Annotated in this window: 17 protein-coding genes; 16 read left to right on the top strand and 1 reads right to left on the bottom strand. The window is 69.7% G+C overall.

Annotation, left to right across the window (positions count from 1 at the left end):
- Positions 1-76: 76 nt before the first annotated feature.
- From J7I98_RS25080 to nusB, 4 genes are all read left to right on the top strand, one after another.
- Positions 77-1,195, top strand: coding sequence for an AAA family ATPase (locus J7I98_RS25080; RefSeq protein WP_214925889.1), 1,119 nt, complete (start codon positions 77-79; stop codon positions 1,193-1,195).
- A gap of 75 nt (positions 1,196-1,270) precedes the next feature.
- Complete coding sequence (locus J7I98_RS25075) at positions 1,271-2,377, top strand: aminopeptidase P family protein (RefSeq protein WP_214925881.1); 1,107 nt, start codon at positions 1,271-1,273, stop codon at positions 2,375-2,377.
- 61 nt (positions 2,378-2,438) lie between these two features.
- On the top strand, positions 2,439-3,005 hold the full coding sequence (efp, locus tag J7I98_RS25070; RefSeq protein ID WP_214925877.1) for an elongation factor P: 567 nt from the start codon (positions 2,439-2,441) through the stop codon (positions 3,003-3,005).
- A gap of 2 nt (positions 3,006-3,007) precedes the next feature.
- On the top strand, positions 3,008-3,436 hold the full coding sequence (nusB, locus tag J7I98_RS25065) for a transcription antitermination factor NusB (RefSeq protein ID WP_214925874.1): 429 nt from the start codon (positions 3,008-3,010) through the stop codon (positions 3,434-3,436).
- Between the two features lie 190 nt (positions 3,437-3,626).
- Here the strand turns inward: nusB and bldD are convergent, their stop codons facing one another.
- Positions 3,627-4,127: a transcriptional regulator BldD gene (gene bldD / locus J7I98_RS25060; RefSeq protein WP_214925871.1), complete on the bottom strand. Its 501-nt coding sequence runs from the start codon at positions 4,125-4,127 to the stop codon at positions 3,627-3,629.
- Positions 4,128-4,349: 222 nt separating this feature from the next.
- Between bldD and pyrR the strand changes: the two genes are divergently transcribed.
- The 12 genes from pyrR to coaBC all read left to right on the top strand — a co-directional run bounded on the left by pyrR (position 4,350) and on the right by coaBC (position 17,217).
- On the top strand, positions 4,350-4,925 hold the full coding sequence (pyrR, locus tag J7I98_RS25055) for a bifunctional pyr operon transcriptional regulator/uracil phosphoribosyltransferase PyrR (protein WP_214925860.1): 576 nt from the start codon (positions 4,350-4,352) through the stop codon (positions 4,923-4,925).
- 100 nt (positions 4,926-5,025) lie between these two features.
- Positions 5,026-6,030, top strand: coding sequence for an aspartate carbamoyltransferase catalytic subunit (locus J7I98_RS25050; RefSeq protein WP_214925848.1), 1,005 nt, complete (start codon positions 5,026-5,028; stop codon positions 6,028-6,030).
- Between the two features lie 2 nt (positions 6,031-6,032).
- Positions 6,033-7,319 carry a dihydroorotase gene (locus J7I98_RS25045; RefSeq protein ID WP_214925845.1) on the top strand — a complete coding sequence of 429 codons (1,287 nt, stop codon included), beginning with the start codon at positions 6,033-6,035 and terminating at the stop codon, positions 7,317-7,319.
- A complete protein-coding gene (locus J7I98_RS25040) occupies positions 7,316-7,900 on the top strand; it encodes a hypothetical protein (RefSeq protein ID WP_214925842.1) in 585 nt (194 codons plus the stop codon). The genes J7I98_RS25045 and J7I98_RS25040 overlap by 4 nt, the downstream gene beginning before the upstream one ends.
- Positions 7,897-9,033 carry a glutamine-hydrolyzing carbamoyl-phosphate synthase small subunit gene (carA, locus tag J7I98_RS25035; RefSeq protein ID WP_214925839.1) on the top strand — a complete coding sequence of 379 codons (1,137 nt, stop codon included), beginning with the start codon at positions 7,897-7,899 and terminating at the stop codon, positions 9,031-9,033. Before J7I98_RS25040 ends, carA begins: the two co-directional genes overlap by 4 nt.
- Positions 9,026-12,337, top strand: a complete 3,312-nt coding sequence (carB, locus tag J7I98_RS25030; protein ID WP_214925837.1) for a carbamoyl-phosphate synthase large subunit — start codon at positions 9,026-9,028, stop codon at positions 12,335-12,337. Before carA ends, carB begins: the two co-directional genes overlap by 8 nt.
- A 79-nt stretch (positions 12,338-12,416) precedes the next feature.
- Positions 12,417-13,526 (top strand): quinone-dependent dihydroorotate dehydrogenase, encoded by a 1,110-nt coding sequence (locus J7I98_RS25025; protein WP_214925833.1) that lies wholly within the window; start codon positions 12,417-12,419, stop codon positions 13,524-13,526.
- Positions 13,523-14,365 (top strand): orotidine-5'-phosphate decarboxylase, encoded by an 843-nt coding sequence (pyrF, locus tag J7I98_RS25020; RefSeq protein ID WP_214925831.1) that lies wholly within the window; start codon positions 13,523-13,525, stop codon positions 14,363-14,365. The genes J7I98_RS25025 and pyrF overlap by 4 nt, the downstream gene beginning before the upstream one ends.
- Positions 14,366-14,633: 268 nt before the next feature.
- Entirely contained in the window at positions 14,634-14,957 is a 324-nt protein-coding gene (locus J7I98_RS25015; protein ID WP_108147606.1) for an integration host factor, read from the top strand.
- 39 nt (positions 14,958-14,996) lie between these two features.
- A complete protein-coding gene (gmk, locus tag J7I98_RS25010) occupies positions 14,997-15,590 on the top strand; it encodes a guanylate kinase (RefSeq protein WP_214925828.1) in 594 nt (197 codons plus the stop codon).
- Positions 15,591-15,629: 39 nt separating this feature from the next.
- Positions 15,630-15,902 (top strand): DNA-directed RNA polymerase subunit omega, encoded by a 273-nt coding sequence (gene rpoZ / locus J7I98_RS25005; RefSeq protein WP_028814064.1) that lies wholly within the window; start codon positions 15,630-15,632, stop codon positions 15,900-15,902.
- A gap of 103 nt (positions 15,903-16,005) precedes the next feature.
- Positions 16,006-17,217 carry a bifunctional phosphopantothenoylcysteine decarboxylase/phosphopantothenate--cysteine ligase CoaBC gene (coaBC, locus tag J7I98_RS25000; protein ID WP_214925820.1) on the top strand — a complete coding sequence of 404 codons (1,212 nt, stop codon included), beginning with the start codon at positions 16,006-16,008 and terminating at the stop codon, positions 17,215-17,217.
- Positions 17,218-17,354: the final 137 nt, after the last annotated feature.

Raw genomic sequence — 17,354 nt, 5'->3', positions numbered from 1 at the left:
GAAGGTACCGTTCGGTAGGCCCGGTCCGCCCTGGCCGCCCAGCACGAGTCGCCTGTACGAGACGGAGTGGCACCGGATGCAGCACGCAGTGGGGGCTCCGCTGCCACCACCCCACCAGCCCGGCACCGCATGGGCCCAGCCCACCCAGCACGCCACAGGGCCGGCACCCCAAGGACACCCCCAGGCCCCGGAAGCCATCTCCGGCGCCCAGCACGGCGCTCCCGGCACGCCGCACCCCGCCGGACCACCGGCGCCGCAGGGCTCCCCGCAGGTCTCCGGTGCCGCCTCAGGCGCCTCGCATCCCGCTTACGGTGCCCCACACTCCGACGGGCCACCGGCGCCCCAGGGCCCCCCGCAGACCCCGGGAGCGGCCCACGGTGCCCCGCACCCCGGCGGCCCCCCTGCGCCTCCACAGGCGCCTCACGCACCCCACGCCCCACAGGCCACGCACGGTTCCGGGGCGGGCCTTGGCGGTGGCGCGCAAGGGCATGCCCAGGGTTCCGGCTGGGGCGGGTCCGCTTCGCAACATGTTCAGGGGGCGCCGCCCCGGGACACCACCGGGCACATTCAGCTGCCGCCCGGCGGGCCCGTCGCGCTTCCGGCGCCGCCGCCGGCCGCCGCGCCCACCGACACCGGCAGTACGACGCTGGCCGTGCTGCTCATCGGGCCGGCCGGCGCGGGCAAGACGACCGTCGCCAAGTACTGGGCACAGCACCGCCGCGTGCCGACCGCGCACATCAGCCTCGACGACGTACGCGAATGGGTCTGCTCCGGGTTCGCCGACCCCCAGTCCGGCTGGAACGACCAGTCCGAGGCCCAGTACCGGCTCGCCCGCCGCACCTGCGGCTTCTCCGCCCGTAACTTCCTCGCCAACGGCATATCGTGCATCGTCGACGACGCCGTCTTCCCGGACCGTCCCGTCGTCGGGCTCGGCGGCTGGAAGCGCCACGTCGGTCCCGGGCTGCTGCCCGTCGTCATCCTCCCCGGCCTGGAGATCGTGCTGGAACGCAACGCCCAGCGCAGTGGGAACCGCCGTCTGTCGGACGAGGAGGTCGCCCGTATCCACGGCCGGATGGCCGGCTGGTACGGCTCGGGGCTGCCGATCATCGACAACTCGCAGTACGACGTGCCGACCACGGCCCGTGTCCTGGACGAGGTGCTGGCACGCTCCATCGCGAGCCCGCCTGCCTGGTAGGCCGCCCCTCCATGCGGCGGCCCGGTCGGACGCGCTCGCACTGCCGGGCCGCGGCACCGCTCGTACGCTCGAAACATGTCAGAGCTGTATGCGGTTCGCCGCGGGCGGCTGCGCGACCGGTGCGCCGCTTCCGGCAGCGCCGCCGCACTGGTCTCCCGTCCGGCCAACGTCCGCTACCTCGCGGGCGGGGCGCCGCCCGGGTCCGTGCTGCTGGTCGGCCCCGGCGAGGACGCGCTGCTCTGCTCGCGTACGGCCGCCACCGACCCTCTGGACGGCCGCCCGGACGAACAGCTGCGGGTCAGGGTCCTGCCGGTCCCCGGCGGCGACACTGTCGTCGCCGCGGCCGATCTCGTCGCGGCGTCAGGCGCCGCATCGCTCGCCGTCGAGGAACACCACCTGACCGTCGCCAGACACCGCGCGCTGAGCTCGGTCGCACCGGGGCTGCGCCTGAACGACCTCGCGGGCGCCGTCGAGCAGCTGCGGATCGTCAAGGACGAGGACGAGATCGCATGCCTGCGGATCGCGGCCGAGATCACCGACCAGGCGCTGAGCGAGCTGCTCGAATCGATCCTGGTCGGAAGGACCGAACGGCACCTCGCGCTGGAGCTGGAGCGCCGCCTCGTCGACCACGGCGCCGACGGCACCGCCTTCCCCACCTCGGTGGCCACAGGGCCGAACTCGGGTCTGGGCCGGCACAGGCCCTCCGACCGGCGCGTTGAAGAGGGTGATTTTCTCTCCGTCTGCCTCGGCGCCAATTACCGCGGCTACCGGTGCGAGATCGGCCGTACCTTCGTCATCGGTACGACGCCCGCAGACTGGCAGATCGAGCTGTACGACCTCGTCTTCGCCGCTCAGAGGGCGGGCAGGGAGGCTCTCGCCCCCGGCGTCGAGTACCGCGAAGTCGACCGCGCCGCACGCCACGTACTGGATGCTGCGGGCCACGGCGAGGGCCTCGCGCCCCAGACCGGACACGGTGTCGGACTCGAAATGGAGGAGGACCCGCAGCTGGCACCTGCGGCCATGGGTAAACTGGACGTCTGCGTGCCGGTCACCGTCGAACCGGGGGTCCACCTCCCGGGCCGGGGCGGTGTCAGGATCGATGACACGCTCGTCGTGCGCCCCGAGGCGGACGGCGGACCCGAGCTACTCACCATTACGACCAAGGAGCTGCTCGCGCTGTAGCCCAGTGCCGCAGCGCGCATCCGAGGTCCCACCAGCCTTCAGTCCAGGAGATTCCGCAACCGTGGCTTCCACGAACGACCTCAAGAACGGCCTGGTGCTCAAGCTCGACGGGGGCCAGCTCTGGTCCGTCGTCGAGTTCCAGCACGTCAAGCCCGGCAAGGGCCCTGCCTTTGTGCGCACCAAGCTCAAGAACGTTCTCTCCGGCAAGGTCGTCGACAAGACCTTCAACGCCGGCGTGAAGGTCGAGACGGCGAACATCGACAAGCGCGACATGCAGTTCTCGTTCAAGGACGGCGACAGCTTCGTGTTCATGGACATGGACACGTACGACCAGATCTACGTCACCCCCGAGGTCGTCGGCGACGCCGCCCGCTTCCTGCTCGAGGGCTTCGAGGCCAGCGTTGCGATGTACGAGGGCAGCCCCCTCTACATCGAGCTCCCCGCTGCCGTCGAGCTGGTCATCGAGTACACCGAGCCCGGCGTCCAGGGCGACCGCTCCACCGGTGGCTCCAAGCCCGCCAAGCTCGAGACGGGCTACGAGATCGGCGTCCCGCTCTTCATCACCACCGGTGAGAAGATCAAGGTGGACACCCGCTCCGGCGAGTACCTCGGCCGGGTGAACAGCTAACCGTGGCTGCCCGGAATACGGCGCGTAAGCGCGCCTTCCAGATCCTCTTCGAGGCCGACCAGCGCGGTGAGTCCGTGCAGACGGTCCTCGCGGACTGGATGCGGCATGCCCGGACCGACACCCGGCAGCCGCCGGTGAGCGAGTACACGATGCAGCTCGTCGAGGGGTACGCGGACCACGCGGACCGCATCGAGGACCTCATCGCGACCTACGCGGTCGACTGGACCATCGACCGGATGCCGGTCGTCGACCGCAACATCCTGCGGCTCGGCGCGTACGAGCTGGTGTGGGTGGACGAGACTCCCGACGCGGTGGTGATCGACGAGGCGGTGCAACTCGCCAAGGAGTTCTCCACCGACGACTCCCCGTCCTTCGTGAACGGCCTGCTGGGCCGCTTCAAGGACCTCAAGCCGAGTCTGCGTCGCGACTAGCCACCGACTCGGAGTATTACGGCTCAAGGGCCCGGGGCATGCTTCAGAGCGTGCCCCGGGCCCTTTGCCGTGCCCGCCGCACGCCGAGCCGCCGCGGAAAGCCTCAGCACCCTCAGCACAGAAAAACGCCGGGGTCGGCGGAAGCCCGAAAGCTTCCGCCGACCCCGGCGTTACGTTTCTGCTGCGTTGCTCAGATGTCCTCGTGGGCAACTGCGCGGCGAGCCTCCGCGTCGAGCACGCCCCAGCTGATGAGCTGCTCGGTAAGGACCGAAGGCGACTGGTCGTAAATGACGGCCAGAGTGCGCAGGTCGTCCTGGCGGATCGACAGCACCTTGCCGTTGTAGTCGCCGCGCTGCGACTGGATCGTCGCGGCGTAGCGCTGGAGCGGGCCCGCCTTCTCGGCCGGGACATGGGCGAGGCGCTCCAGGTCAAGACGGAGCTTCGGCGGCGGCTCGGCGGCGCCCCCGGGCGTCGTACCGGGCAGGAGCTCCTGCACGGGGACGCCGTAGAAGTCCGCCAGCTCGGCGAGGCGCTGTACGGTCACAGCGCGGTCGCCGCGCTCGTAGGAGCCGACCACGACGGCCTTCCAGCGGCCCTGGGACTTCTCCTCGACACCATGAAGGGAAAGGCCCTGCTGGGTGCGGATGGCGCGGAGCTTGGCCCCGAGCTGTTTTGCGTATTCGCTGGACATATGGCTCCCCGGACGCTGTGAATACGTGCGGCTCCGCCGCGCGGCTGGTAACTCACTGTGAGGTTACGCAGCGTTACTTGGGTGCGTCAAGCCGAATGAGTCCGGGCCACCCCTTCCGAGGGGTGGCGACAAGACCCGGGAAACGTACTGGTACCGTTGACGACGCAATTCCGACGTCCTTTAAGGTCCGTCCCGTGAGGCGGAGAAGGAGGTCCGTTTCCAATGGACGCAATGAATTCCGATGCGCCGCGCCCCGTCCTCGAGGGTCCGGACATCGAGCGGGTACTGACCCGCATCGCCCACGAGATCGTCGAGCGCGCCAAGGGTGCCGACGACGTGGTGCTCCTCGGCATTCCCACCCGCGGTGTCTTCCTGGCCCGCCGGCTGGCCGCCAAGCTCGAAGAGATCACCAGCCGCAAAATGCCGGTCGGCTCCCTCGACATCACCATGTACCGCGACGACCTGCGCATGCGCCCCGCGCGTGCTCTCGCGCGGACGGAAATCCCCGGTGACGGCATCGAGGACCGGCTCGTCGTCCTCGTCGACGACGTGCTCTTCTCCGGGCGGACGATCCGGGCCGCGCTCGACGCACTGGGCGACATCGGCCGCCCCCGCGCCGTGCAGCTCGCGGTCCTCGTCGACCGGGGCCACCGCGAACTGCCGATCCGCGCCGATTACGTCGGCAAGAACCTCCCCACCTCGTTGCGGGAGACGGTCAAGGTCCAGCTGTCCGAGGAGGACGGCCGCGACGCCGTGCTGCTCGGCCTCCAGCAGACCGCTCCGGCCGGCGAGCAGTAGCGCTTTCCCGTACGGACCCGAAGAGCGAGACCGGGCCCGTACCCGAGCCTGCCCTGCCCGCCTTCACACCAGCGCCCCTTCACGAACCACGGAGCACCAGATGAAGCGCCACCTCATCTCGGCCGCCGACCTCACCCACGACGATGCCGTGCTGATCCTCGACACCGCCGAGGAGATGGCCCGCGTGGCCGACCGGCCGATCAAGAAGCTGCCGACCCTGCGCGGACGTACTGTCGTCAACCTCTTCTTCGAGGACTCGACCCGGACCCGCATCTCCTTCGAGGCCGCCGCCAAGCGCCTCTCCGCCGATGTCATCAACTTCTCCGCCAAGGGCTCGTCCGTCTCCAAGGGCGAGTCGCTCAAGGACACCGCGCTGACCCTGGAGGCGATGGGCGCCGACGCCGTCGTCATCCGCCACCACGCCTCCGGCGCCCCGTACCGCCTGGCGACGTCCGGCTGGATCGACGGCGCGGTCGTGAACGCGGGCGACGGCACCCACGAGCACCCCACCCAGGCGCTGCTCGACGCCTTCACGATGCGCCGCCGCCTGGTCGGCCCGGACGCCGGCATAGGGCGTGACCTGGACGGGCGCCGCATCACGATCGTCGGCGACGTACTGCACAGCCGCGTCGCCCGCTCCAACGTCCACCTGCTGCACACCCTCGGCGCCGAGGTGACGCTCGTCGCGCCGCCCACCCTGGTCCCGATCGGCGTCGAGCACTGGCCCTGCGAGGTCTCGTACGACCTCGACGAGGTGCTGCCGAAGTCCGACGCGGTGATGATGCTGCGTGTGCAGCGCGAACGGATGAACGCCGCCTTCTTCCCGACCGAGCGCGAGTACTCGCGCCGCTACGGCCTGGACGGCGACCGCATGGCCCGGATGCCCGGGCACGCCATCGTCATGCACCCCGGCCCGATGAACCGCGGCATGGAGATCACCGCGCAGGTCGCGGACTCCGACCGCTGCACGGCCGTCGAGCAGGTCGCCAACGGTGTCTCGACCCGGATGGCCGTCCTGTATCTGCTTCTGGGCGGCAACGAGCCCGCCATCAGCCCCAGCGCCACCCCCGGCTCCAACCACGCCCGCACCGAGGAGACCAAGTAACCATGAGCAAGATCCTTATTCGTGGCGCGAAGGTGCTGGGCGGCGAGCCCCAGGACGTACTGATCGACGGCGAGACCATCGCGGCGGTCGGAACCGGTCTGAGCGCCGAAGGCGCGACCGTTGTCGAGGGCGAGGGCAAGGTCCTGCTGCCCGGGCTCGTCGACCTGCACACCCACCTGCGCGAGCCCGGCCGGGAGGACTCCGAGACCGTCCTGACCGGCACCAAGGCGGCGGCCGTCGGCGGCTTCACCGCCGTACACGCCATGGCCAACACCTTCCCCGTCGCCGACACCGCCGGCGTCGTCGAGCAGGTCTGGCGCCTCGGCAAGCAGTCCGGCTACTGCGACGTCCAGCCCGTCGGCGCCGTCACCGTCGGCCTGGAGGGCAAGAAGCTCGCCGAGCTCGGCGCCATGCACGACTCCGCCGCCGGTGTGAAGGTCTTCTCCGACGACGGCAAGTGCGTCGACGACGCCGTGATCATGCGCCGCGCACTGGAGTACGTGAAGGCCTTCGACGGCGTCGTCGCGCAGCACGCCCAGGAGCCCCGACTGACCGAGGGCGCCCAGATGAACGAGGGCATCGTCTCCTCCGAGCTGGGTCTGGGCGGCTGGCCGGCCGTCGCCGAGGAGTCGATCATCGCCCGCGATGTCCTCCTCGCCGCCCACGTCGGCTCCCGCGTGCACATCTGCCACCTGTCGACCGCAGGCTCGGTCGAGATCGTCCGCTGGGCCAAGTCCAAGGGCTGGAACGTCACTGCCGAGGTCACCCCGCACCACCTCCTGCTGACGGACGAGCTGGCCCGTACGTACAACCCGGTCTACAAGGTGAACCCGCCGCTGCGCACCGAGGCCGATGTCATGGCCCTGCGCGAGGCGCTCGCCGACGGCACCATCGACTGCGTCGCCACCGACCACGCCCCGCACCCGCACGAGGACAAGGACTGCGAGTGGGCGGCCGCGGCCATGGGCATGGTCGGCCTGGAGACCGCCCTGTCCGTCGTCCAGCAGACGATGGTCGACAGCGGCCTGATCGACTGGGCCGGCGTCGCCGACCGCATGTCGTTCCGGCCGGCCGCCATCGGCCGCCTGGAGGGCCACGGCCGCCCCGTCTCGGCAGGCGAGCCCGCCAACCTCACGCTGGTCGATCCGGCTTACCGTGGACCCGTGGACCCCTCGGGCTTCGCCTCCCGCAGCCGCAACACCCCCTACGAGGGCCGTGAGCTGCCGGGGCGCGTCACCCACACCTGGCTCCGGGGCCGCGCAACGGTCGTCGACGGGAATCTGGCGTGACACCTTTCATCCATCTGGCGGCCGAGGCCGTCGCCGCGGAGCAGAAGTCGGCGGAAGTCACCGACGTGGCCGCCCGGATCGGCTGGGTCGTCGGCCTGCTGCTCTTCGTCGCGCTCCTCTACTGGCTGATGCGCCAGGGATGGAAGTGGCGCGGCACGCTCCAGTCGGACCTGCCCGAGCTGCCCACCGCGCCCGAGGCGCCCGGTGAGGCGAAGCTGAGCATGAGCGGGCGCTACCACGGCTCCACGACCGCCGGGCAGTGGCTCGACCGGATCGTGGCCCACGGCCTCGGCACGCGCAGCCGGGCCGAGCTGACGCTCACCGACGCGGGTCTCGATGTCGTACGACCCGGGGCTGCCGACTTCTTCGTCCCCGCGGCTGCGCTGCGCGAGGCCCGCCTCGACAAGGGCATCGCGGGCAAGGTCCTCGCCGAGGGCGGCCTGCTGGTCGTCACCTGGCAGCACGGCGACAAGCTGCTCGACTCCGGCTTCCGCTCCGACCGCGCGGCGGAGCACGCCGCCTGGGTCGAAGCCATCAACTCCATGAAGCAATTCATCACGACGGAAGGCACCGCACGATGACGATCTCCACCCGGGGAGCCGCCAAGGCTCCCGCCGTACTCGTCCTGGAGGACGGCCGCATCTTCCGCGGCCGCGCCTACGGGGCCGTGGGGGAGACCTTCGGCGAGGCGGTGTTCAACACCGGCATGACCGGTTACCAGGAGACCCTCACCGACCCGTCGTACCACCGCCAGGTCGTCGTGATGACCGCCCCGCACGTCGGCAACACCGGCGTCAACGACGAGGACGACGAGTCCAGGAAGATCTGGGTCGCCGGTTACGTCGTACGCGACCCCGCACGCGTCCCCTCCAACTGGCGCTCCCGGCGCTCGCTGGACGACGAGCTCGTCCAGCAGGGCGTCGTCGGCATCAGCGGCATCGACACCCGCGCCCTCACCCGCCACCTGCGCGAGCGCGGCGCGATGCGCGTCGGCATCTTCTCCGGCCAGGCACTGGGCGACGAGGAAGCGCTGCTCGCCCGCGTGAAGGAAGCGCCCCAGATGGTGGGCGCCTCGCTCGCCGCCGAGGTCACCACTGAGGAGCCGTACGTCGTCCCCGCGATCGGTGCGAAGAAGTTCACCGTCGCCGCCATCGACCTGGGCATCAAGGGCATGACCCCGCGCCTCATGGCCGAGCGCGGCATCGAGGTGCACGTCCTGCCAGCCACCGCCAGTGTTGAGGATGTGTACGCCCTCAACCCGGACGGCGTGTTCCTCTCCAACGGCCCGGGCGACCCGTCCACGGTCGACCTCACCGTCATCAAGGCTGTCCTGGAGCGCAAGACTCCGCTCTTCGGCATCTGCTTCGGCAACCAGATCCTGGGACGGGCGCTCGGCTTCGGCACGTACAAGCTCAAGTACGGCCACCGCGGCATCAACCAGCCTGTGCAGGACCGTACGACCGGCAAGGTCGAGGTCACCGCGCACAACCACGGGTTCGCCGTCGACGCCCCGCTCGACAAGGTCTCCGAGACCCCGTTCGGGCGAGTAGAGGTTTCACATATCTGCCTGAACGACGATGTGGTCGAAGGCCTCCAGCTGCTCGACCAGCCCGCATTCAGCGTCCAGTACCACCCCGAGGCAGCCGCAGGCCCGCACGACGCCGCGTACCTGTTCGACCGCTTCGTACAGCTCATGGAGGGCCAGCGTGCCTAAGCGCACCGATATCCAGTCCGTCCTGGTCATCGGCTCAGGTCCGATCGTCATCGGCCAGGCCGCCGAGTTCGACTACTCCGGCACCCAGGCCTGCCGCGTCCTCAAGTCCGAGGGCCTGCGCGTCATCCTGGTCAACTCCAACCCGGCCACGATCATGACCGACCCGGAGATCGCCGACGCCACGTACGTCGAGCCGATCACCCCGGAGTTCGTCGAGAAGATCATCGCCAAGGAGCGCCCCGACGCGCTGCTGCCGACCCTCGGCGGCCAGACCGCGCTCAACACCGCGATCTCCATGCACGAGCAGGGCGTGCTGGAGAAGTACGGCGTCGAGCTCATCGGCGCCAACGTAGAGGCCATCAACAAGGGCGAGGACCGCGACCTCTTCAAGGGCGTCGTCGAGGCCGTCAAGGCCAAGATCGGTTACGGCGAGTCCGCCCGCTCGGTCATCTGCCACTCCATGGACGACGTCATCGCGGGCGTCGACACGCTCGGCGGCTACCCCGTCGTCGTACGCCCCTCCTTCACCATGGGCGGCGCCGGCTCCGGCTTCGCGCACGACGAGGAAGAGCTGCGCCGCATCGCCGGACAGGGCCTCACGCTCTCGCCGACCACCGAGGTGCTCCTGGAAGAGTCCATCCTCGGCTGGAAGGAGTACGAGCTGGAGCTGATGCGCGACAAGCACGACAACGTCGTGGTCGTGTGCTCCATCGAGAACTTCGACCCGATGGGCGTGCACACGGGTGACTCGATCACCGTCGCCCCGGCGATGACGCTGACCGACCGCGAGTACCAGCGGCTGCGGGACGTCGGTATCGCGATCATCCGCGAGGTCGGCGTGGACACGGGCGGCTGCAACATCCAGTTCGCGATCAACCCCGACGACGGCCGCATCATCGTCATCGAGATGAACCCGCGCGTCTCCCGCTCCTCCGCGCTCGCGTCGAAGGCGACCGGCTTCCCGATCGCGAAGATCGCCGCCCGCCTGGCCGTCGGCTACACGCTGGACGAGATCCCCAACGACATCACCGAGAAGACGCCCGCGTCCTTCGAGCCCACGCTCGACTACGTCGTCGTCAAGGTGCCGCGCTTCGCCTTCGAGAAGTTCCCGGCCGCCGACGCCACCCTCACCACCACCATGAAGTCGGTGGGCGAGGCCATGGCCATCGGCCGCAACTTCACCGAGGCGCTGCAGAAGGCGCTGCGCTCGCTGGAGAAGAAGGGCAGCCAGTTCACCTTCGTCGGTGAGCCCGGCGACAGGGCCGCGCTCCTGGAGACCGCCAAGGTCCCCACGGACGGCCGCATCAACACCGTCATGCAGGCCATCCGTGCCGGTGCGACGCCCGAGGAGATCTTCGACGCCACGAAGATCGACCCGTGGTTCGTCGACCAGATGTACCTGATCAAGGAGCACGCGGACGGCCTGGCTGCCGCCCCGAAGCTCGACCCCGACCTGCTTGCGGACGCAAAGCAGCACGGCTTCTCCGACGTCCAGATCGCCGAGATCCGGGGCCTGCGCGAGGACGTCGTACGCGAGGTCAGGCACGCGCTCGGCGTCCGCCCGGTCTACAAGACGGTCGACACCTGCGCCGCCGAGTTCGCTGCCAGGACGCCGTACTTCTACTCCTCGTACGACGAGGAGAGCGAGGTCGCGCCGCGCGAGAAGGCCGCCGTGATCATCCTCGGCTCGGGTCCGAACCGCATCGGCCAGGGCATCGAGTTCGACTACTCCTGCGTCCACGCCTCCTTCGCGCTCAGCGACGCGGGCTACGAGACCGTGATGGTCAACTGCAACCCGGAGACCGTCTCCACCGACTACGACACCTCCGACCGCCTGTACTTCGAGCCCCTCACGCTCGAAGACGTGCTGGAGATCGTCCACGCCGAGTCCCTCGCGGGCCCGATCGCGGGCGTCATCGTCCAGCTCGGCGGCCAGACCCCGCTGGGCCTCGCCCAGGCGCTCAAGGACAACGGCGTACCCGTCGTCGGCACCCCGCCCGAGGCCATCCACGCCGCCGAGGACCGCGGCGCCTTCGGCCGCGTCCTCGCCGAGGCCGGTCTGCCTGCCCCCAAGCACGGCACGGCGACGACCTTCGACGAGGCCAAGGCCATCGCCGACGAGATCGGCTACCCCGTCCTCGTACGCCCGTCGTACGTGCTCGGCGGCCGCGGCATGGAGATCGTGTACGACGAGACGCGCCTCTCCTCGTACATCGCCGAATCCACCGAGATCAGCCCCACCCGCCCGGTGCTGGTCGACCGCTTCCTCGACGACGCGATCGAGATCGACGTCGACGCGCTCTACGACGGCACCGAGCTCTACCTCGGCGGCGTCATGGAGCACATCGAGGAAGCCGGCATCCACTCCGGTGACTCCGCCTGCGCGCTGCCCCCGATCACCCTCGGCGGCTTCGACATCAAGCGGCTGCGGATCTCGACCGAGGCCATCGCCAAGGGTGTCGGCGTACGCGGACTGATCAACATCCAGTTCGCGATGGCCGGCGACATCCTGTACGTCCTGGAAGCCAACCCGCGTGCGTCGCGCACCGTCCCCTTCACCTCGAAGGCGACCGCGGTGCCGCTCGCGAAGGCCGCCGCCCGCATCTCGCTGGGCGCCACCATCGCGGAGCTGCGCGCCGAGGGCCTGCTGCCGAGGACCGGCGACGGCGGCACGCTGCCGCCGGACGCGCCGATCTCCGTCAAGGAGGCCGTCATGCCGTGGAGCCGCTTCCGCGACATGCACGGGCGCGGCGTGGACACGGTCCTCGGCCCGGAGATGCGCTCCACCGGTGAGGTCATGGGCATCGACTCGGTCTTCGGCACGGCGTACGCCAAGTCGCAGGCGGGGGCGTACGGTCCGCTGCCGACGAAGGGCCGCGCGTTCATCTCGGTCGCCAACCGCGACAAGCGCTCGATGATCTTCCCGGCGCGCGAACTGGTCGCCCACGGCTTCGAGCTGCTCGCCACCTCCGGCACGGCCGAGGTGCTGAAGCGCAACGGCATCAACGCCACCGTCGTGCGCAAGCAGAGCGAGGGCGAAGGCCCGGCGGGTGAGAAGACCATCGTCCAGCTCATCCACGACGGCCAGGTCGACCTCATCGTCAACACCCCGTACGGCACCGGCGGCCGCCTCGACGGCTACGACATCCGTACGGCTGCCGTGTCGCGCAGCGTCCCGTGCCTCACTACGGTCCAGGCGCTCGCCGCCGCCGTCCAGGGCATCGACGCGCTCAACCACGGCGACGTCGGCGTCCGTTCACTCCAGGAACACGCGGAACATCTGACCGCGGCCCGCGCAGAGTAGGGCGAACGAGGGGGACACCGACCGGTGTCCCCCTCTTCATGAGCCCGGCACCCCTCGCACCTCGCCCAGAAGGCACACCATGTACAAACTCTTCTTCAACCTCGTCTTCAAGCGCATGGACCCCGAGCAGGCCCACTACCTGGCCTTCCGCTGGATCCGCCTCGCCGCCCGCGTACCGGTGCTGCGCACCTTCGTCGCCGCCGTACTCGCGCCGCGCCACTCCTCGCTCCGCACGGAGGCGTTCGGCCTGCGCATGCACGGCCCGTTCGGTCTCGCCGCCGGTTTCGACAAGAACGCCGTCGCGATCGACGGCATGTCGATGCTCGGCTTCGACCACATCGAGATCGGTACGGTCACCGCCCAGCCGCAGCCCGGCAACCCCAAGAAGCGCCTCTTCCGCCTCGTGAAGGACCGCGCGCTGATCAACCGCATGGGGTTCAACAACGAGGGCTCCGAAGCCGTGGCGGCCCGCCTGGCGGCCCGTAACCCTGTCTTCCGGACCGTCGTCGGCGTCAACATCGGCAAGACGAAGGTCGTCCCGGAGGATGAGGCCGTCGCCGACTACGTCACCTCCACCGAGCGCCTCGCCGCCCACGCCGACTACCTGGTCGTCAACGTCTCGTCCCCGAACACCCCCGGACTGCGCAACCTCCAGGCCACCGAGTCGCTGCGCCCGCTGCTGACCGCCGTGCGTGAGGCGGCCGACCGTACGGTCACCGACCGCCGCGTCCCGCTCCTCGTCAAGATCGCACCCGACCTGGCCGACGAGGACGTCGACGCCGTCGCCGACCTGGCGCTGGAGCTCGGCCTCGACGGCATCATCGCCACCAACACCACCATCGCCCGCGAGGGCCTCGGCCTGAAGTCCGACCCGGCTCTCGTCAAGGAGACCGGCGGACTGTCCGGAGCGCCCGTCAAGGCGCGCTCCCTGGAGGTCCTGCGCCGCCTGTACGCCCGCGTGGGAGACCGGATCACCCTGGTCGGAGTCGGGGGCATCGAAAACGCCGAGGACGCCTGGCAGCGCATCCTCGCGGGCGCCACGCTCGTCCAGGGCTACAGCGCCTTCATCTACGAGGGCCCGTTCTGGGGCCGCGCCATCCACAAGGGTCTGGCCGCGCGCCTCGCCAACAGCCCGTACGCCACCCTCGCCGACGCCGTCGGCGCCGAGACCCGGAAGGCCGCCAAGTGAAGACTCCCGAGCCCTTCGGCGCCCGCCTGCGCCGCGCCATGGACACCCGCGGACCGCTCTGTGTCGGCATCGACCCGCACGCCTCGCTGCTCGGCGCCTGGGGCCTGAACGACGACATCAAGGGCCTGGAGACCTTCACCCGCACCGTCGTGGAGGCCCTGGCCGACCGGGTTGCCGTACTCAAGCCGCAGTCGGCGTTCTTCGAGCGCTTCGGCTCGCGCGGCATCGCCGTACTGGAGAAGGCGGTCGAGGAGTCCCGGGCGGCCGGTGCGCTGGTCCTGATGGACGCCAAGCGCGGCGACATCGGCTCGACCATGGGTGCGTACGCCGCTACGTACCTGGACAAGGACTCGCCGCTGTTCTCGGACGCGGTGACGGTCTCGCCGTACCTCGGCTTCGGCTCGCTGCGCCCGGCCCTGGACGCCGCCGTGATCAACGGCTGCGGCGTCTTCGTCCTCGCCCTGACCTCGAACCCGGAGGGCGCCGAGGTGCAGCGCGCGTCCGCCGCCGACGGCCGGTCCCTCGCGCAGCTGATGCTCGACCACATCGCGGCCGAGAACGAGGGCGCCGAGCCGCTCGGATCGGTCGGCGCGGTGGTCGGTGCGACCCTCGGCGACGCGGGTGTCGACCTCGCCATCAACGGCCCGCTGCTGGCTCCCGGCATCGGCGCGCAGGGTGCGACTCCGGCCGATCTGCCGGGCGTCTTCGGCTCGGCGGTCGGCAATGTCGTGCCGAGCGTGAGCCGCGGTGTGCTCAGGCACGGCCCCGATATTGCCGGACTGCGGGATTCCGCTTCTCGCTTCGCGGACGAGGTCCGTACGGCGGTCTCAGGAGCGTGACAGGAGGCCGATCCGGCACCCGCCGACGGCTGCGCGAGTCATGTTGACGGAATCCTGACCCAAAACCAGGGTGTTATGTCTTGAATGTCCAGCTCGACAGAGGCTGACCAGGACTTTTCGTCTGTTCTCGCTGACTGGAGCGGTCATGGCCGCTAGTCTCCGTCGAGAGCAAACGCGCAGCTCGCTGTTCGTTGCTCACCCTGGTGTGGGGCGACTAGCTTCCTCACCGGTCCGTATCCGACAGTTCGACATCCGAGGTGACGTAGGCGTGGCTCTTCCGCCCCTTACCCCTGAACAGCGCGCAGCCGCGCTCGAAAAGGCCGCCGCGGCTCGCCGGGAGCGGGCCGAGGTCAAGAATCGACTCAAGCACTCCGGCGCCTCCCTCCACGAGGTCATCAAGCAGGGACAGGAGAACGACGTCATCGGCAAGATGAAGGTCTCCGCCCTTCTTGAGTCTCTGCCCGGCGTGGGCAAGGTCCGCGCCAAGCAGCTCATGGAGCGACTCGGGATCTCCGAGAGCCGCCGTGTGCGTGGTCTGGGCTCCAACCAGATCGCCTCTTTGGAGCGCGAGTTCGGCGGCGGCCCCGCCTGACGTTCTCGGGCACTCCCGAGAACCTGGATAATCGCATCCATGGCTGCAACATCCCGGGGGACGACCCCCGTGCCCCCGGACGTACGTCCGCGGCTGACCGTGCTCTCCGGCCCCTCCGGGGTCGGCAAGAGCACGGTCGTCGCCCATATGCGCAAGGTCCACCCCGAGGTCTGGCTCTCGGTGTCGGCCACCACGCGCAAACCACGCCCCGGCGAGCGCCACGGCGTCCAGTACTTCTTCGTCAGCGACGAGGAGTTCGACAAGCTGGTCGCCAATGGTGAGCTGCTGGAGTGGGCCGAGTTCGCCGGCAATCGTTACGGCACGCCCCGGCATGCCGTGAACGAGCACCTCGAAGCGGGCGTGCCCGTGCTCCTGGAGATCGATCTCCAGGGCGCACGGCTGGTCCGTGAGTCGATGCCGGAGGCTCTGCTGGTATTCCTGGCCCCGCCCAGCTGGGACGAGCTGGTCCGCAGGCTGACCGGTCGCGGTACTGAGGCGCCCGATGTCATCGAGCGCCGTCTCAAGGCCGCAAAGGTCGAACTCGCCGCGGAGGCGGAGTTCGACGTCACCCTGGTCAACACCTCCGTCGAGGACGTGGCGCGTGAGCTGCTAGCCTTGATGGAAGTTGTTTGATCTTTGTCCCATTTTCCAGAAGTTTTCGGAAGGTAGAGCGTGTCCTCTTCCATTTCCACGCCCGAGGGCATCATCAACCCGCCGATCGACGAGCTGCTCGAGGCTACTGACTCGAAGTACAGCCTCGTGATCTACGCGGCCAAGCGCGCGCGTCAGATCAACGCGTACTACTCGCAGCTCGGTGAGGGTCTGCTCGAGTACGTCGGCCCTCTGGTGGACACCCACGTCCACGAGAAGCCGCTCTCGATCGCCCTGCGCGAGATCAATGCGGGTCTGCTGACCTCCGAGGCCATTGAGGGTCCGGCGCAGTAGTCAGCAGGCGCAGGAATCTTTTTCATCCCAGGCCCGGCAGTACGACTGCCGGGCCTGTGGTGTGTCATAGGGACATAAACCGGAGAGCCAGCGGGGAGACGCAGTGGACAAGGCACGCAAGCCGAAGGTCGTGCTGGGGGTCAGCGGGGGCATCGCCGCGTACAAGGCGTGCGAGCTGCTGCGACGGCTGACCGAGTCCGGTCACGACGTACGGGTCGTGCCGACCGACGCGGCCCTGCACTTCGTCGGCGAGGCCACCTGGTCGGCGCTCTCCGGCAACCCCGTCTCGACCGAGGTCTGGTCCGACGTCCACGAGGTCCCGCACGTACGCATCGGCCAGCACGCCGACCTGGTCGTCGTCGCCCCCGCCACCGCCGACATGCTGGCCAAGGCGGCTCACGGCCTCGCCGACGACCTCCTCACCAACACGCTCCTCACCGCCCGCTGTCCGGTGGTCTTCGCGCCCGCCATGCACACCGAGATGTGGGAGCACCCGGCCACCCAGGAGAACGTCGCGACGTTGCGCCGCCGCGGGGCGGTCGTCGTCGAGCCCGCGGTGGGCCGGCTGACCGGTGTCGACACGGGCAAGGGGCGGCTGCCCGACCCGGACGAGATCTTCGAGCTCTGCCGCCGGGTCCTCGCGCGCGGTGTGAGCGAGCCGGACCTCGCGGGCCGCCATGTCGTGATCAGCGCGGGCGGTACGCGCGAACCGCTCGACCCCGTGCGCTACCTGGGCAACCGTTCCTCCGGCAAGCAGGGCTACGCCCTGGCCCGCACCGCCGTCGCGCGCGGCGCCCGGGTCACGCTCATCGAGGCCAACACCGGCCTGCCGGACCCGGCCGGCGCCGACGTCGTCCGCGTCGGGACCGCGGTGCAGCTGCGCGAAGCCGTGCTCAAGGCGGCCGCCGACGCCGACGCGGTGGTGATGGCGGCGGCCGTCGCCGACTTCCGCCCGGCGGCATACGCCTCGGGAAAGATCAAGAAGAAGGACGGCCAGGAGCCCGCCGCCGTCGAGCTGGTCCGTAATCCCGACATCCTCGCGGAGATCTCGGCAGAGCGGAGCAGGCCCGGCCAGGTGGTCGTCGGCTTCGCCGCCGAGACCGACAACGTCCTCGCCAACGGCCGGGACAAGCTCCGGCGCAAGGGCTGTGACCTGCTGGTCGTCAATGAGGTGGGGGAGCGCAAGACATTCGGCTCCGAGGAGAACGAAGCCGTGGTGCTCGCCGCCGACGGGGACGAGACCCCGGTTCCGTACGGCCCCAAGGAAGCCCTCGCCGACACGGTCTGGGACCTTGTGACACGTCGACTGGGTTAATTCTTGGCCGCTTCACGGGTCGCCCCAAACCGGGGAAATTCCGGCGTTGTGCCCTCTGGCGGCCGGTGTTGGAGGTGCTGCACAATGCAGTGCCGCTGGTCACAGGGCTCCCACGAAGCGAGACACGTGGTCCGCCG

It is taken from the genome of Streptomyces sp. ISL-98, from assembly GCF_018614055.1.
GTDB classification, from domain to species: Bacteria; Actinomycetota; Actinomycetes; order Streptomycetales; family Streptomycetaceae; genus Streptomyces; species Streptomyces spiramyceticus.
Note: the sequence above shows the minus strand (reverse complement) of the source record. Positions and strands in the feature narration are given on the sequence as shown.

Coding starts and splice junctions, on each gene's coding strand:
- J7I98_RS25080 (WP_214925889.1), top strand. CDS start 77: ATGCAGCACGCAGTGGGGGCTCCGCTGCCACCACCCCACCAGCCCGGC.
- J7I98_RS25075 (WP_214925881.1), top strand. CDS start 1,271: ATGTCAGAGCTGTATGCGGTTCGCCGCGGGCGGCTGCGCGACCGGTGC.
- bldD (WP_214925871.1), bottom strand. CDS start 4,127: ATGTCCAGCGAATACGCAAAACAGCTCGGGGCCAAGCTCCGCGCCATC.
- pyrR (WP_214925860.1), top strand. CDS start 4,350: ATGGACGCAATGAATTCCGATGCGCCGCGCCCCGTCCTCGAGGGTCCG.
- J7I98_RS25050 (WP_214925848.1), top strand. CDS start 5,026: ATGAAGCGCCACCTCATCTCGGCCGCCGACCTCACCCACGACGATGCC.
- J7I98_RS25045 (WP_214925845.1), top strand. CDS start 6,033: ATGAGCAAGATCCTTATTCGTGGCGCGAAGGTGCTGGGCGGCGAGCCC.
- carA (WP_214925839.1), top strand. CDS start 7,897: ATGACGATCTCCACCCGGGGAGCCGCCAAGGCTCCCGCCGTACTCGTC.
- J7I98_RS25025 (WP_214925833.1), top strand. CDS start 12,417: ATGTACAAACTCTTCTTCAACCTCGTCTTCAAGCGCATGGACCCCGAG.
- gmk (WP_214925828.1), top strand. CDS start 14,997: ATGGCTGCAACATCCCGGGGGACGACCCCCGTGCCCCCGGACGTACGT.